Annotated in this window: 10 protein-coding genes; 7 read left to right on the top strand and 3 right to left on the bottom strand. The window is 70.7% G+C overall.

Annotation, left to right across the window (positions count from 1 at the left end; genetic code table 11):
- Positions 1-104 precede the first annotated feature (104 nt).
- Positions 105-2819 carry an aconitate hydratase AcnA gene (gene acnA / locus ACZ6ZI_RS12290; protein WP_363052875.1) on the bottom strand — a complete coding sequence of 905 codons (2715 nt, stop codon included), beginning with the start codon at positions 2817-2819 and terminating at the stop codon, positions 105-107.
- A gap of 629 nt (positions 2820-3448) precedes the next feature.
- On the opposite strand from acnA, the gene ACZ6ZI_RS12285 reads away from it, so the two are divergent.
- The 6 genes from ACZ6ZI_RS12285 to ACZ6ZI_RS12260 all read left to right on the top strand — a co-directional run bounded on the left by ACZ6ZI_RS12285 (position 3449) and on the right by ACZ6ZI_RS12260 (position 11609).
- Entirely contained in the window at positions 3449-4978 is a 1530-nt protein-coding gene (locus ACZ6ZI_RS12285; RefSeq protein ID WP_363052873.1) for a helix-turn-helix domain-containing protein, read from the top strand.
- 128 nt (positions 4979-5106) lie between these two features.
- Positions 5107-6492, top strand: coding sequence for a 3'-5' exonuclease (locus ACZ6ZI_RS12280; RefSeq protein WP_469519103.1), 1386 nt, complete (start codon positions 5107-5109; stop codon positions 6490-6492).
- Entirely contained in the window at positions 6489-7208 is a 720-nt protein-coding gene (locus ACZ6ZI_RS12275) for a DarT ssDNA thymidine ADP-ribosyltransferase family protein (protein ID WP_469519101.1), read from the top strand. Before ACZ6ZI_RS12280 ends, ACZ6ZI_RS12275 begins: the two co-directional genes overlap by 4 nt.
- A complete protein-coding gene (locus ACZ6ZI_RS12270; RefSeq protein ID WP_469519099.1) occupies positions 7205-8935 on the top strand; it encodes an ADP-ribosylglycohydrolase family protein in 1731 nt (576 codons plus the stop codon). The genes ACZ6ZI_RS12275 and ACZ6ZI_RS12270 overlap by 4 nt, the downstream gene beginning before the upstream one ends.
- Before the next feature lie 543 nt (positions 8936-9478).
- On the top strand, positions 9479-10870 hold the full coding sequence (locus ACZ6ZI_RS12265) for a cytochrome P450 (RefSeq protein ID WP_469519096.1): 1392 nt from the start codon (positions 9479-9481) through the stop codon (positions 10868-10870).
- A gap of 91 nt (positions 10871-10961) precedes the next feature.
- Entirely contained in the window at positions 10962-11609 is a 648-nt protein-coding gene (locus tag ACZ6ZI_RS12260) for a dihydrofolate reductase family protein (RefSeq protein WP_469519093.1), read from the top strand.
- A 66-nt stretch (positions 11610-11675) separates the two neighbouring features.
- Here the strand turns inward: ACZ6ZI_RS12260 and ACZ6ZI_RS12255 are convergent, their stop codons facing one another.
- Positions 11676-12233, bottom strand: coding sequence for a hypothetical protein (locus ACZ6ZI_RS12255; protein ID WP_469519090.1), 558 nt, complete (start codon positions 12231-12233; stop codon positions 11676-11678).
- A gap of 34 nt (positions 12234-12267) precedes the next feature.
- Positions 12268-13833, bottom strand: coding sequence for an MFS transporter (locus ACZ6ZI_RS12250; RefSeq protein WP_469519087.1), 1566 nt, complete (start codon positions 13831-13833; stop codon positions 12268-12270).
- A gap of 82 nt (positions 13834-13915) precedes the next feature.
- Here ACZ6ZI_RS12250 and ACZ6ZI_RS12245 point away from each other — a divergent pair, with 82 nt between their 5' ends.
- Positions 13916-16003 carry a S9 family peptidase gene (locus ACZ6ZI_RS12245; RefSeq protein ID WP_469519085.1) on the top strand — a complete coding sequence of 696 codons (2088 nt, stop codon included), beginning with the start codon at positions 13916-13918 and terminating at the stop codon, positions 16001-16003.
- Positions 16004-16009: the final 6 nt, after the last annotated feature.

Here is a 16009-nt window from a genome sequence, read left to right as displayed (position 1 = left end):
GAAAAGCGGAAGGGCCGTATCCCCTTCGCAGGGGATACGGCCCTATGGTGCCGACTGTCGGCGCCGGGGAGACTGATTGGCCTCCGCCTGGCGTGCCCTGGTCCTTAGCCGCGGATCAGGTTGCGCAGCACGTACTGCATGATGCCGCCGTTGCGGTAGTAGTCGGCCTCGCCCGGCGTGTCGATGCGGACGACCGCGTCGAAGGAGACACCGCTGTCGGTGGTGACCTTGACGGTGCGCGGGGTGGTGCCGTCGTTCAGCTCCTCCACACCGGTGAAGGAGAAGGTCTCCTCGCCGGTGAGGCCGAGCGAGGCCGCGGTGGCGCCCTCGGGGAACTGCAGGGGCAGGACGCCCATGCCGATCAGGTTCGAGCGGTGGATGCGCTCGTAGGACTCGGCGATGACGGCCTTGACGCCGAGCAGCGCGGTGCCCTTGGCGGCCCAGTCGCGGGACGAGCCCGAGCCGTACTCCTTGCCCGCCAGGATGACCAGCGGGATGCCGGCGGCCTGGTAGTTCTGGGAGGCGTCGTAGATGAAGGAGACCGGCGCGCCCTCGACCGTGAAGTCGCGGGTGAAGCCGCCCTCGGTGCCCGGCGCGATCTGGTTGCGCAGGCGGATGTTGGCGAACGTACCGCGGATCATGACCTCGTGGTTGCCGCGGCGGGAACCGTAGGAGTTGAAGTCGCGGCGCTCGACGCCGTGCTCCGTGAGGTACTTGCCGGCCGGGGTGTCGGCCTTGATCGCGCCGGCCGGGGAGATGTGGTCGGTGGTGACCGAGTCGCCCAGCTTCGCCAGCACGCGGGCGCCGGCGATGTCGGAGACCGGGGTGGTCTCCATCGTCATGCCCTCGAAGTAGGGGGGCTTGCGGACGTAGGTCGACTGCGGGTCCCACTCGAAGGTGTTGCCCGTCGGGATCGACAGCGCCTGCCACTGGGCGTCGCCCGCGAAGACGTCCTGGTAGGACTTGCTGAACATGTCCTCGCCGATGGCGTTCGCCACGACGTCGTTGACCTCGGCCTCGGAGGGCCAGATGTCCGCGAGGAAGACCGGCTTGCCCTCGGCGTCGGTGCCGATGGCCTCGCTGGTGATGTCCACCTTCATCGAGCCCGCGATGGCGTACGCGACGACCAGCGGCGGGGACGCCAGGTAGTTCATCTTGACGTCGGGGTTGATGCGACCCTCGAAGTTGCGGTTGCCCGAGAGGACCGAGGTGACCGCGAGGTCGTGCTCGTTGATCGCCTTCGAGATCTCCTCGTCCAGCGGACCGGAGTTGCCGATGCAGGTGGTGCAGCCGTACCCGACGAGGTTGAAGCCCATCTTGTCGAGGTACGGGGTCAGGCCGGCCTTGTCGAAGTAGTCGGTGACGACCTTCGAGCCGGGGGCCAGGGTGGTCTTGACCCAGGGCTTGCGGGTCAGGCCCTTCTCGACCGCCTTCTTGGCCACGAGCGCCGCGGCGACCATGACGTAGGGGTTCGAGGTGTTGGTGCAGGAGGTGATCGCGGCGACGGTGACGGCGCCGTGGTCGATCTCGAAGGAGGTGCCGTCGGCCAGGGTGACCTGGGTCGGACGGGTCGGGACGCCGTTGGCGGCGGCCGGGGCGTCGGACGCCGGGAAGGACTCCTTGCCGGCCTCCTCGTCGTCGCTGACGTAGTTGCGTACGTCCACGGCGAACTGCTCGGCGGCGTTGGCGAGGACGATGCGGTCCTGCGGGCGCTTCGGGCCGGCGATGGAGGGGACGACCGTGGAGAGGTCGAGCTCCAGCTTCTCGGAGAAGTCCGGCTCGGCGGCCGGGTCCAGCCACAGGCCCTGCTCCTTGGCGTACGCCTCGACGAGCGCGACCTGCTGGGCGTCGCGGCCGGTCAGGCGCAGGTACTTCAGGGTCTCGCCGTCGATCGGGAAGATCGCGGCGGTGGAGCCGAACTCCGGCGACATGTTGCCGATGGTGGCGCGGTTGGCCAGGGAGGTGGCGGCGACGCCCTCACCGTAGAACTCGACGAACTTGCCGACGACGCCGTGCTTGCGCAGCATCTCGGTGATCGTCAGCACGAGGTCGGTGGCGGTGGTGCCGGTGGGCAGCTCGCCCGTCAGCTTGAAGCCGACGACGCGCGGGATCAGCATGGAGACCGGCTGGCCGAGCATCGCGGCCTCGGCCTCGATGCCGCCGACGCCCCAGCCCAGCACGCCCAGGCCGTTGACCATGGTGGTGTGCGAGTCGGTGCCGACCAGGGTGTCGGGGTAGGCCTGGCCGCCCCGGACCATGACCGTGCGGGCCAGGTGCTCGATGTTGACCTGGTGGACGATGCCGGTGCCCGGGGGGACGACCTTGAAGTCGTCGAAGGCGGTCTGGCCCCAGCGCAGGAACTGGTAGCGCTCCTTGTTGCGGCCGTACTCCAGCTCGACGTTCTGCGCGAAGGCGTCCTTCGTGCCGAACTTGTCGGCGATGACCGAGTGGTCGATGACCATCTCGGCCGGCGACAGCGGGTTGACCTTCGCCGGGTCGCCGCCGAGCGCCTTGACGGCCTCGCGCATGGTGGCGAGGTCGACGACGCAGGGGACGCCGGTGAAGTCCTGCATGATCACGCGGGCCGGCGTGAACTGGATCTCCTGGCTGGGCTGGGCCTGGGAGTCCCAGCCACCGAGCGCCCGGATGTGGTCGGCGGTGATGTTCGCGCCGTCCTCGGTACGGAGCAGGTTCTCCAGCAGGACCTTCAGGCTGTAGGGAAGGCGGGCGGCGCCTTCGACCTTGTCCAGCCGGAAGATCTCGTACGACTCGTCGCCCACCTGCAGCGTGCTGCGGGCGTCGAAGCTGTTCGCCGACACGACAGTCTCCTTCATGCATGATTCGCGCGTATTACCGCAATCCTGCCGCCACGCCCTCTGGCCAATCCGCTAAGGTAAGGCTAAGTTAGGTAACCCTTACCAGCGGGGGCGGCTGCGGTACGCCTTCGGCAGATATCTCGATGTCGAGATAACTCTAGTACATGTCCGGGGCGACGACGAGGCGCGCGCCCCACGACCCGTCGCGACCTTCCGTCGACCGGGGGCACGGGCCTGCCCGGACGCCCGCGTCGGACACCCCCGGCCGAGCCGCCGCGGGAGCCGCGGACGAGGCCCGCCCGCTCCCCCGGCGGGGTCGCGCGCGGGCCGGCGGTCGGGGCGGGCGGAGGGGGCGACGAGGCGCCGGGGTCGGGAGGCGTCGGTGCCACCGAACGGCCGAACCCGCCGGGCGGAGCCCCGTACACCGTGCTCCAATTCATCACAGGACGCGCAAAACGGACCAACTTCCTTTTGTGTTCCGGAAACAACAACAGCCCCACCCGCCCCGACGGACAACGACGCAGCTCACACCCCGCGCACCCGCCGCACCGGGAGCGCGAACTGACGGGCAGTAACACCCGTCCGCCCCGCCCGAAGCGATCTCCATCTCATATCTGAGATACCGTGCACCCATGGCAGACGACTACCTCGTACGCATCGGCAAGCTCATTCGTGACGCCCGGCAGCACCGTGGCTGGACACAGAGTCAGCTCGCCGACGCGCTCGGCACGAGCCAGAGCGCCGTGAACCGCATCGAGCGCGGCAACCAGAACATCAGCCTTGAGATGATCGCCCGAATCGGCGAAGCGCTCGACAGCGAGATCGTCTCCCTGGGTTACGCCGGCCCGATGCACCTGCGCGTCGTCGGCGGCCGACGGCTCTCCGGCGCCATCGACGTCAAGACGAGCAAGAACGCCTGCGTGGCCCTGCTCTGCGCCACGCTGCTCAACAAGGGTCGTACGGTCCTGCGTCGGGTCGCGCGCATCGAGGAGGTCTACCGCCTCCTGGAGGTGCTGAACTCCATCGGCGTCCGCACCCGCTGGATCAACGACGGCGTGGACCTGGAGATCGTCCCCCCGGCCCGCCTCGACATGGACGCCATCGACGCGGAGGCGGCCCGCCGCACCCGCAGCATCATCATGTTCCTGGGCCCCCTGCTGCACCGGATGGACCAGTTCCGCCTGCCGTACGCCGGTGGCTGCGACCTCGGCACCCGCACCATCGAGCCGCACATGATCGCCCTGCGCCGCTTCGGCCTGGACATCACCGCCACCGAGGGCATCTACCACGCGCAGGTCGAGGCCGGCGTCTCCCCCGACCGCCCGATCGTGCTGACCGAGCGCGGGGACACCGTCACCGAGAACGCCCTGCTGGCCGCGGCCCGCCACGACGGCGTCACCGTCATCCGCAACGCCTCCTCCAACTACATGGTCCAGGACCTCTGCTTCTTCCTGGAGGCCCTGGGCGTCGAGGTCGAGGGCATCGGCACCACCACCCTCACCGTCCACGGCGTCCCCGTGATCGACGTCGACGTCGACTACTCCCCCTCCGAGGACCCGGTCGAGGCGATGAGCCTGCTGGCCGCCGCCGTGGTCACCGAGTCGGAGCTGACGATCCGCCGGGTCCCGATCGAGTTCATGGAGATCGAGCTCGCGGTCCTGGAGGAGATGGGCCTCGACCACGACCGCTCCGCGGAGTACGTCGCCGACAACGGCCGCACCCGCCTGGTCGACCTGACGGTGCGCCCCTCGAAGCTCGAAGCCCCGATCGACAAGATCCACCCGATGCCCTTCCCCGGGCTCAACATCGACAACGTCCCCTTCTTCGCCGCCATCGCGGCCGCGGCCCAGGGCCAGACCCTGATCCACGACTGGGTGTACGACAACCGGGCCATCTACCTGACCGACCTCAACCGCCTCGGCGGACGCCTCCAGCTCCTGGACCCCCACCGCGTCCTGGTCGAGGGCCCCACCCGCTGGCGCGCGGCCGAGATGATGTGCCCGCCGGCCCTGCGCCCCGCGGTGGTCGTCCTGCTCGCGATGATGGCGGCCGAGGGCACCTCGGTCCTGCGCAACGTCTACGTCATCAACCGCGGCTACGAGGAACTCGCCGAGCGCCTCAACTCGGTCGGCGCGCAGATCGAGATCTTCCGGGACATCTGAGGGACTCGGAATCCGGGCCCCGCCTGGCCCTGGCGGGGCCCTTGGCGCAAAACCATCTGGACCATCCGGGCAGAACAGGCATCCTTCACAGAGGCACTGACGGTGCCTCAGAGCTGAAGGGGTGGGGGATGGGGCTTCCGGAGCCGGTGGGACGGCAGTCGGACGTGGCGTACCTGCCCGCGGTCGGCCATCACGTGGTTCTCGGTACGGCGGGAACCGGCAAGACCGTGATGGCCATGCTGCGGGCGCTGTACTTGTCAGATCCAGGAGTGGCGGGCTCCGGCAGAACTCTGCTCGTGACCTACAACAACGCTCTCGTCTCCTACCTCAAACACTTCGCCGGCGAAACAGACCGACTCGACATCCGCACCTACGGCCGGTTCGCCCGCGGTTTCCTGCATCACCACGGCGCGATGAAGGGCCAGGCGATCGCCTCGTCCCATGCTCGCCGGCGGCTGATCCGGTCCGCCCTGAAGGCTGTGTCCTCGAGATACGCGACGCACAAGTTCTTCGAGAGGGATCCCGGATGGTTCGAGGACGAGATCGCCTGGATCTCCGGCATGGGCCTGCGTACTTGGGAGGCGTACGAGGCCGTAGACCGACTGGGCCGCCGGACGCCCCTCAGCGTTTCGCTGCGCGAGGTCGTCTGGGAGATCGCGCAGGAGTACCGGCTGCGGCGGGCAGCGGAGAGCCACACGTACGACTGGCACGACATGGCCGCCGCTGTGCGCGACCATCAGGCCGCGGATGACGGGCCGCGAATATACCGGCACGTGATCATCGACGAGGGCCAGGACCTCTCCCCGGAGGAGATCCGGTCGCTCGCGGAGGTGGTCGACCCCGAGGGTTCTGTGACCTTCTTCGGCGACTACGCCCAGCAGATCTACGGGCAGGGGATGTCGTGGCGGGCCTGCGGCCTGAAAGTGGCCCGCGTCGAAATGTTCAAGGACAACTATCGCAATTCCACCGCCATCGCTGATTTCGCCATTGCGCTGAGCGAGTTGCCCTTCTTCGGCCGCACCGACGAGCTTGTGCCACCGATCGCGCCCCGCTCCAAGGGCTCGCTGCCCACTCTCGTCGCGTGCACCGACCGCGCACAGGAGATCTCGGTGATCCAGTCGACCGCCCGGCAGTTGGGCCAGGTGGGGACAGTCGCCGTACTCGGCCGTACCTGGGCCGACGTGGACGAGGCCTGCACGGGTCTGACGGCTCGCCGGATCGACAAGGACCAGAAGTTCCGCTGGGACTACGCGCCGGGGGTGTACTGCACCACGTACCACTCAGCGAAGGGCCTCGAGTTCGACACAGTCCTGATGCCCTTCTGCTCTGAGAACGCAGTGCCCCTTCCCGAAGTGGTCAAGGCACTGGGCGTGGACGACGCGTTCGAGCGGGAGTCGAAGCTCCTCTACGTCGGGATCACTCGCGCCAAGTCGGACCTGGTCATCACCTACAGCGGAACGAAGACGCGCCTGCTGCCCGAGGGTGACGGCCTGTGCGCGGAGGTGCAGCCATGACCCGCACCAGCGGCCTCGCCCTGGCCGAAGCGCTGCGACGGAGCAACGCCACCCGGCTCGCTCACTTCACCCCTGCCCGTAGCTTCCCGCATATCCTGCGCGACGGGGCGATCCGCAGCAGCAAGGACCTCGCTGAAGCGGCACCCGAGCAGTTCACCCCCACCGATCGCCAGAGGTTCGACCAACAGCCCGACAAGGTGTGCTGCACCTTCCAGTTCCCCAACGGCTACTACCTCGCACAGGCTCGGCAGAAGCCCGACCACCAGAATTACCCGGACTGGATCTGCCTGTTCCTCGACGTGGAGCTAGCCCTGCGCGAGGGCACGCTCTTCGCACCGTGCAACGCAGCGAAGCAGAACGGCGCGCGACTGCGCCCTGGCCCCGACGCGCTGATGGAACTCTTCGCCGCAACGAGCGATGGCTGGCCGCGCGGAGCTGCCCATCTCCAAGGGGCCGCCACCAACCTGCAGGCGGAGGTGCTGGTACCGGGCCCCATTGAACTCAAACACATACTGGCCGTCGCCATGCCCAGCCACGAGGCGGTGGGCAACGAGCTGGCACGGCTACGCGTCCTCAAGGCAGAAGTACCGCCTTTGACCTGGCTCGTGGAGCCGGTGCTGTTTGATAGGAATCGACTGAGCAGCCGCGTGCGCAACGGGCCTCCCCTCACCGAGGCCGTCTGGGTGCCGCCGCAGAGTGATGGGATGACCCGGTGACCGGACAGAAGCCGGCAGACCTGTTGGACCGTACCCGCGGGCTGCTGTTCGGGGCAGCCGTCGGTGATGCCCTGGGCTGGCCACAGGAGCAGCGCAGCGGCATCGTCGGAGGTCAGGCCTCGCGCACCATAGCCCCGGCTCTCGCCTTCCGTCCGTGGGCGCGCTGGGCAGGCAGCCAGTACACCCGCTACCGGGACCCGGTCGCAGCGGGCGAGTACAGCGACGACACCCAGCTACTGCTCGCCACGGCGCGCGCCTGCCTACGCGGAGACGACTGGCGGACCTGGCTCACCGAAGTCGAGCTCCCGGCATGGCCGCTCTACCAGCGCGGTGGCGGTCGGGCCGTGCTCAGCGCGTGCCGCAGCTGGCAGGCCGGTGCCCGCCCTTGGGAGGGTCAACGCACGAAAACCGGCGCCTACTTCAACGCCGGGGCCAACGGTGTGGCCATGAGGATCGCACCCCACGCCGTCCACACGCTGACCGACTCCTCTCCCGAGCGACTGATGTCGCGCGTGGTGGCCGACGGGGTTCTAACCCACGGGCATCCGCGCGCGCTGCTAGGCGCGGCGGTCTACGCCCTGGCCATCCGACACACACTACGTCAGCAGGACGCCGGCGAGTACGGGGACGTCGTGCTCGCCCTGGCCGACATGCCACAGTGGCGCGACCCCGCCCTCGCGCGCGGGGGCCTCCCCGAGGGCTGGTCAGCCGCCTTCACGGACGCCACCGGTGGTTCGTTCGAGACAGTATGGGCCGACACCGCTCGGGAGATGGACACGCTGCTCGCAACGGCGCGATCATCTTTGGAGCGGGCTGCCCTTGCCGACGACGCGCAGACCCTCGCGGCGCTCGGCTGCTTCGACAAGCAGCGCAATGGCGCAGGAACCGTCTCGGCGGCCGCCGCCTGCTACCTGGCGGCGCGTTCCTCCGTACGTCCGACCATGGGGCTACTCAGGGCTGCCTTCCTGGACCGTGCCGACACCGACACGCTCGCCTCGATGACCGCCGCTCTGCTCGGCGCTCTGCACGGCACGGACTGGATTGCGCCGCTCATGCGCGAGGTGCAGGACAACGCCTGCCTCTCGCGCACGGCCGCCGCGTTGATTGAACCTCTCCCTGCCTCGGACGCAACCGAGAAGGATCGCCGGGAGGTGCAACAGGCCCAGTGGCTCAGCTCCCTCACGAAGGACGGGAGCACGGAGCGATTCGTTGACGGCCGCGCTGTGACACAGGTGCGGCACTACAGCCTGGACAGCAAGAGCCAGGACGTCACGCGCTTCGCACTGACCCTGGACGATGGCCAGTCGATGTACGTGGATCGCGCGGTGAAGCGGGGAGGGTCTCCGGCCCTCGTAGGCCAGGAACCGCGCGCCGCCCCCACCGCGACGGTGACCCGCATGGCCATCCACGTACGCAACCTCGCTGAGACCCGGAAGTTCTACGGCGAGGTACTCGGGCTTCCTGTGCAAGACAGAGGGCCTGTGCTGTACGTGACGCCCTGGCTGGCCCTGTTGGAGATGTCGGGCCCCCTGGACACTCCGACGGCAGGACCGTTGCAGTTCACCGTGCAGACCTCGGACCCGGCGCGCATCACAACCATGGTGGAGAAGTACAACGTGCCGGTCACCCCGCGGGGCCCCCGCGACATCCCGGGCTCTCTGCGGGTGATCGACCCGGACGGCCACGAGGTCCTGGTTTGGCCGGTGGATGGGCGCCCCGCCGCATAGCAGGACCTCGTGGCCGGTATGTCGCCTCAAGGTCGCGGAACAAGGACATGCGCGCCCTCCGACACCGCATCGCCAACACGGCGCTGGCGAACGAAGTCGACATTTACACCCTCGCGGACCGCCTCGGACACGCTACTCCGGCATTTACTCTCCGTAGGCAAGTCCACCGGGTCTCTGGGGCAGGTGCGAAGGTCCGTCAGGCGGTCCGGAGCATGTACGAGAGGGCCGCCCGATATGCAGACCAGCCCGTTCGTGCAGGGCTTGCGCAAGGTGATCTTGGCAGAGCCTAGTTTCCGCAGGTCGGAATGCATGCAGCAGAGTTCCGGGACATTTAACCCGGTCGCAGGTCATGACGTCCTCCGGAGGGCGGTCCCCGCACGCCGCGGGGGCCGCCCCCGCGACGTCTTCGGAGCGGGTCGGGGCGTACGTGCCAAAGGTGCGGCGAGCCGGTGCCTTTTGGCCGGATGACCTGAAGACGACCTCGCCGGAACACGGGTTCGAGCGTCAGAATCGGTCCGTCGGTACGGTTTCGAGGGGGCGGCCATGGCAGTGGACACCGGGCACGGCACGGGTACGGGTACGTCGATCCCCGACCTGGAGGGGGTCCCGCTGCTCGGATCGCTCCCGGACCTGAAGGCCGACTCGCTCGGCACCTACCTGCGCGCCAACCGGCGGCACGGGGACGTCGTACGGGTCCTCGCCGGCCCGCCCGGCCTGCGCGCCGAGCTGTACTGCGTGTTCTCGGCCGAGGGCGCCCAGCGGGTGCTGGCCGGCGAGGCGGCCAACTTCCGCAAGGACAACACCTTCTACCAGGAGGTCCGCACCTCCTTCGGCAACGGACTGCTGACCAGCCAGGACGAGGACTACCTGCGGCAGCGCCGACTGGTGCAGCCGCTGTTCACCCGCAGGCGCGTCGACGGGTACGCCACGGCCGTGGCCGGCGAGACCGACGCCGTCCTCGCCTCCTGGGCGCGGGCGCGGGACGGGATCGTCGACGTCTCCTCCGAGATGATGCACCTGGCCCTGCGCGCCGTCGCCCGCATCCTCTTCGGCACCGACGTGGAGACCACCGTGGACGTGGTCGACCGGTGCTTCCCGGTCATCACCGAGTACGTGCTGCGCCGCGGCTACTCCCCCGCCAACATCCCGCGCGGCTGGCCGACCCCCGGCAACCGGCGGGCCGCCGCCGCGATGGACGAGCTGTACGCCGTCTGCGACGCGATCATCGCGGGGCGGCGCGACGCCTCCCGCGGCGAGGGCCCGGGCGAGGACCTGCTGACGCTGCTCGCCGCCGCGCAGAGCGCGGACGACGCCGCCTTCGACGCCACCGAGCTGCGCGACCAGGTGCTGATCTTCCTGCTGGCCGGTCACGAGACGACCGCGACCTCGCTGGGCTTCGCCCTGCACCTGCTCGGCCGTCACCCCGAGGAGCAGGCGCGGGCCCGGGAGGAGGTCTCCCGCGTACTGGGCGACCGTACGCCCGAGGCGGCGGACCTGGACCGTCTGCCGTACCTGACCCGGGTCCTCAAGGAAGCCATGCGGCTCTATCCGGCGGCCCCGGTGATCGGGCGCAGGGCCGTCGCCGCGACCGAGATCGGCGGGTACACCATCCCGGCGGGGGCCGACGTGATCCTCTCGCCGTGGGTGACGCACCGCCACCCCGCCTACTGGAGCGAGCCGGACCGCTTCGACCCGTCCCGGTTCACCCCCGAGGCGGAGGCGGCGCGGCCGCGCTACGCCTGGTTCCCCTTCGGCGGCGGGCCGCGCGCCTGCATAGGCCAGCACTTCTCGATGCTGGAGTCGGTGATCGCGCTGGCCATGATCCTGCGCGCGTACGAGTTCGAGGCCGTGGACACCGAGGTCCCGGTGAGCGCCGGGATCACCCTGCGTACGGAGGGTCCCTCGCGCTGCCGGATCCGTCGGGTGGACCGTTGAGCCGACCGTGTCGTCCGCCGCGGTCCCGCGCGGCGCGGGATTCCCCGGGTTGGCGGTCGCGGGCGGGGGGCGGTGCGGGTTGGATGGCGGGGTGGAGCAACTGCTGAGGGTCCAGAACTTCAACGTCTCGCGCGACGGGTTCGGCGCCGGCGAGGGGCAGAGCCTGGAACGGCCGTTCGGGCACGCCGAGCCCGCGGAGATGTTCGCCTGGGCCGGGGCGACGGCGAGCTGGCCGGGGCGCACCGAGCCGGGCGGGAGCCGCGGCCTCGACGACTACTTCACCCGGGACTTCGGGCACAACATCGGGGCCGAGATCATGGGCCGCAACAAGTTCGGACCCCAGCGCGGTCCGTGGCGCGACCACGACTGGCGCGGGTGGTGGGGCGACGAGCCCCCGTTCCACACCCCGGTGTTCGTCATGACCCACCACGAGCGCCCGTCGTTCACGCTCTCCGACACCACGTTCCACTTCGTCGCCGGCGAGCCGGCCGCCGTGCTCGCACGGGCGCGGGAGGCGGCGGGGGGCAAGGACGTGCGCCTCGGTGGCGGGGCCGGCGTCATCCGGGAGTTCCTCGACGCCGACCTCGTCGACACCCTGCACGTGGCGGTGTCCCCCGTCGACCTGGGGTCGGGGGCGCGGCTGTGGGAGTCGCCCGCCGAGCTGCTCGACCGGTTCCACCTGGAGGTGGTGCCGAGCCCGGGCGGCGAGGTCACGCACCACCTGTTCTGGCGGAGGTGACCCCGGGCCCCGGACCGGGGCCGGGGCCGGGGCCGGGCCGGGGCCGGGACCGGGACCGGGACCGGACTAGCGGTAGTCGTCCGGGTGGTCCTGCATCCAGCTGTTGATCTCGTCGCGGGTGGAGATCAGGACGCTCTGGTGCTTCTTCAGGTTCTCGAAGGTCCGGTCCCCGCCGAGTTCCTTGTCGAGCTTCGCGATCAGGGCGATCGGCTCGGGGAAGTGGCCCGGCCCCTTGGCGTCGGCCTTCATGGCGCGGTCCATGCGGTGGAGCTCGTCGTGGACCCGTCCGAGGAAGTACGCGCAGTTGCCCGGGGTGCACGACTCCTGGAGGGTGGCCTGGAGCCCCGCGAAGGCGTCGCGGACCAGTTCGGGCGGCGTGGCGGTCGTGCCCCCGGAGGCCGAGGGGGACGCGGGGGACGCGGAGGCGCCGCGCGGGCTCGACGGGGAGGCCGAGGCGGAGGCGGAGGGGCTCGAGGCCGGAGCCGGAGCCGAAGCGGGCGCGGAGGCCGGGGGCTTGGCGGTGGGCGCGGCCGGCTTCTCCTCGCCGCCGCAGCCGACGGCGAACGCCGCCAGCGTGACGGTGAGCGTCGCGAGCGCCGCGCGGCGCATGGTCGATCCGTACATTGGTGTCCCCCCGTGGTCCGATGATCCGTCGACCCTACAGACCCTTTTCGCCCGGGACGGGTGCCGGGGTGTGGTTGCCCTGGAGTCGTGCCAGGTCGGAGGGGCGGACCTGGATGACGAACACCGCGATCACCGCGCCGACGAGGGTGAACAGCGACGCCGCGACGAAGGACGCGCTCACGCCCGAGGTGAGGACGCGCTCGGCCCACGGTCCGGGCAGCTGCCCGGTGCGCGCGAAGAGGGCCTTCTGTACGGGTCCGGCGCTCTCCAGGAAGGCCGGCACCTGCACCTTGGCCTCGTGCCGGCTCGCCGTGCCGAAGACGGTGACCAGGATGGACAGGCCGAGCGACCCGCCGATCTGCTGCATCGTGTTGAGCAGGCCGGAGGCCGCGCCCGACTCCCGGTCGGGCACGTTGGACAGGGCCATCAGGGTCAGCGACACGAACTGGAGGCCCATGCCGGTGGCGAAGACCACCATCGGCCCCAGCACGCTGCCCAGGTACGTGGAGTCGACGTCCGTACGCGTCAGCCAGGCCAGTCCGACGGCGCAGCACAGCGCGCCCGCGACCATGAAGGGTTTGGGTCCGAAGCGGGGCAGCAGCTGTGAGGCGAAGCCGGCCGCCAGCGCGATCATCACGCTGACCGGGAGGAAGGCGAGGCCGGCCCGGAGCGGGCTGAAGCCGAGGACGTTCTGGACGAAGAGGGTGAGGAAGAAGAACATGCCGAAGATCGCGCAGGCGAGGAAGAGCATGATGCCGTAGGTCCCGGCGCGGTTGCGGTCGGCGAACATGTGCAGCGGCGTGATGGGTTGGGGGGAGCGGCGTTCGTTGAAGACGAACAGGGCGAGCAGGACGACGGCGGCGGCGAAGGAGCCGAGCGTCACCCCGTCGCGCCAGCCCTCCTGGGAGGCGCGGATGAACCCGTAGACGAGGGCGACCATGCCGCCGGTGGACAGCAGCGCGCCGGCGAGGTCGAAGTGTCCGGGGCGGCGTTCGGATTCGCGCAGGACGCGGGCGGCGAGGACGGCGATGAGCGCGGCGATGGGGACGTTGACGAACAGGACCCAGCGCCAGTCGAGCCATTCGACGAGGAGGCCGCCGGCGAGGAGGCCGATCGCGCCGCCGCCCGCCGACACGGCGGCGAAGACGCCGAACGCGCGGTTGCGGGCGGGGCCTTCGCGGAAGGTGGTGGTGATCAGGGCCAGGGCGGTCGGGGAGGCGATGGCGCCGCCGACTCCCTGGAGGGCGCGGGCGGCCATCAGCTGGCCGGCGTTCTGGGCGAGGCCGCCGAGGAGGGAGGCGAGGCCGAACAGCAGGACGCCGAAGATGAAGACCCGTTTGCGACCGAGGATGTCGCCGGTGCGTCCGCCGAGGAGGAGGAGTCCGCCGAAGGTGAGGGTGTAGGCGTTGACGACCCAGGACAGGCTCTCGGTCGAGAAGTCGAGCGCGGTCTGGATGTGGGGCAGCGCGATGTTCACGATGGTGATGTCGAGAACGACCATGAGCTGGCAGGAGGCGATGACGAACAGGGCCAGTCCGTTTCCGCTCCCTCGGACCGTGCCGTCGGTCCCGTTGTTGGTCGGCTGAGCGTTCGGGTCCACTAGTCGACGCTATGTCCGGTTTTCAAGGACCACCACTCGAATGGGCTAGGCCATGTGATATTTCACATGCCACACTGCCGTCATGGACCCCTTCCTCAGGCTCTCCGCCGACACCGCACGCTTCACCCACGGAGCCCCCCGCGCCTTCTCGTTCGGCGACGACGGCCGTCTCCTGTGGTTCCTGCGCTCGTCCGGCCCCACCGACCCGCTCGACGCCCTTTGGGTCCTCGACACCACCACCGGCGCCGAGACCCTGCTGGCCGACCCCCGCGCCCTGCGCGTCCCCGGAGGCCGACTCCCGCTCGCCGAGCGCCGGTTGCGCGAACGGACCCGCCTGGTCGCCGACGGGATCGGCTCCTACGCCCTGACCGCCGACGGCCGGCGCGCCGTGTTCTCCCTCCACGGACGGCTCCACGCGGTGACCGCCGGCGCGGACGCGCCCCCCGAGGAACTGCCGACCGCCGTCCCCGCCTTCGACCCCCGCCCGAACGCCGACGGCTCGCGCACCGCCTACGTCGGCGACGACGACGCCCTCCACACCGTCCCGGGCGGGCGGATCAGCCCCGACGACGGGGCCCGCTGGGGCATCGCGGAGTTCGCCGCCGCCGAGGAACTCGGACGCGCCCGGGGCCACTGGTGGGCACCGGACGGGCAGAGCCTGCTCGCCGCCCGCGTCGACGAGAGCGCCCTGCCGCGACGCTGGTTCGCCGACCCCGCGCACCCCGAGCTGCCGGCCGAGGACTTCGCCTACCCGGAGGCCGGCGGACCCAACGCCGACGTGCGGCTGTGGGTGCTCGGCCCGGACGGCGCCCGGGTGCGCCTCGACTGGGACGCCGAGGAGTTCCCGTACGTCTCCGACGTCGACTGGACCGGCGACGGCGACGGCGACGCGGGCCCGGGCGAGATCCTGCTGACCGTCCAGGACCGGCTCCAGCGCACCGTCCTGCTGCTCACCGCCGACCCCACCACCGGCCGCACCCGCGAGCTGTCGCGCACCACGCACCCCCGCTGGGTGGACCCGATGGTGCCGGGCACCCCGGCGCGGCTGGCCGACGGACGGACGCTCACCGCCGTCGACACCCCCGACGGGGCCGCCCGCGGGCTCGCCGTCGACGGCAAACCCCTCACCGACGAAGGAATCCAGGTGCGCCGCGTGGTCGGCGTCCACCAGGGACGCCTGATCGTCGAGGCCGGCCTGCGCGACCCCTCCGAACAGCAGGTCCTGCTGCTCGACCCCACCACGGGCGAGCGGACCCCGCTCGCCGACGGCCCCGGGGTGCACTCCGTGGCCGCCGCCGACGCCGGCGCCCTGCTGCTGACCTCCGCCGACGCCGACGGAGTGCGCTTCGCCGGACGCACCGCCGACGGCCGGGAGTTCGCCCCGGCCGACCTGTCCGCCCCGCTGCCCCACCGGGTCGTCCCCCTCCTGGAACGCGTCACCGAGCACGGCCTCCCCACCGCACTCGTACTGCCCCGCCACCACGTGCCCGGACACCGACTGCCCGTCCTGATGGACAGCTACGGCGGCCCCGGCTTCCAGGACGTCTGCGCCGAGCCCCGCCGCTGGCAGGCCCGGCAGTGGTGGGCCGACCAGGGCTTCGCCGTGGTCACCGTCGACAACCGGGGCACCCCCTACGTCTCCCCCGCCTTCACCCACGCCGTGCACCGGGGCTTCTCCGACGTCACCCTGGAGGACCAGGTCGCCGCGCTCCGGGCCCTGGGCGCCCGCCACCGCGACCTGGACCTCGGCCGGGTCGGCGTACGGGGCTGGTCCTACGGCGGCTACCTGTCCGCCCTGGCCGTGCTGCGCCGGCCCGACGTCTTCCACGCGGCCGCCGCCGGGGCCGCGCCCACCGACTTCCGCCACTACGACACCGCCTACACCGAGCGCTACCTGGGCCTGCCGCAGGAGCACCCCGAGGTGTACGAACGGGACTCGCTGATCCCCGACGCGCCCTCGCTGAGCCGGCCCCTGCTGCTGGTCACCGGCCTGGCCGACGACAACGTCCACCCCTCGCACACCCTGCGCCTGTCCCGCGCCCTCACCGACGCGGGCCGCCCGCACCGGCTGCTGGCCCTGCCCGGCGTCACGCACATGACCCCGCACGGCACCCGGGAGAAGGTGATGGCCCAGGAGCTGGCCTTCTTCCGCGAGGTCCTGGCCGTCTAGACGGCG

Source organism: Streptomyces sp. NPDC103540 (genome assembly GCF_055584445.1).
Note: the sequence above shows the minus strand (reverse complement) of the source record. Positions and strands in the feature narration are given on the sequence as shown.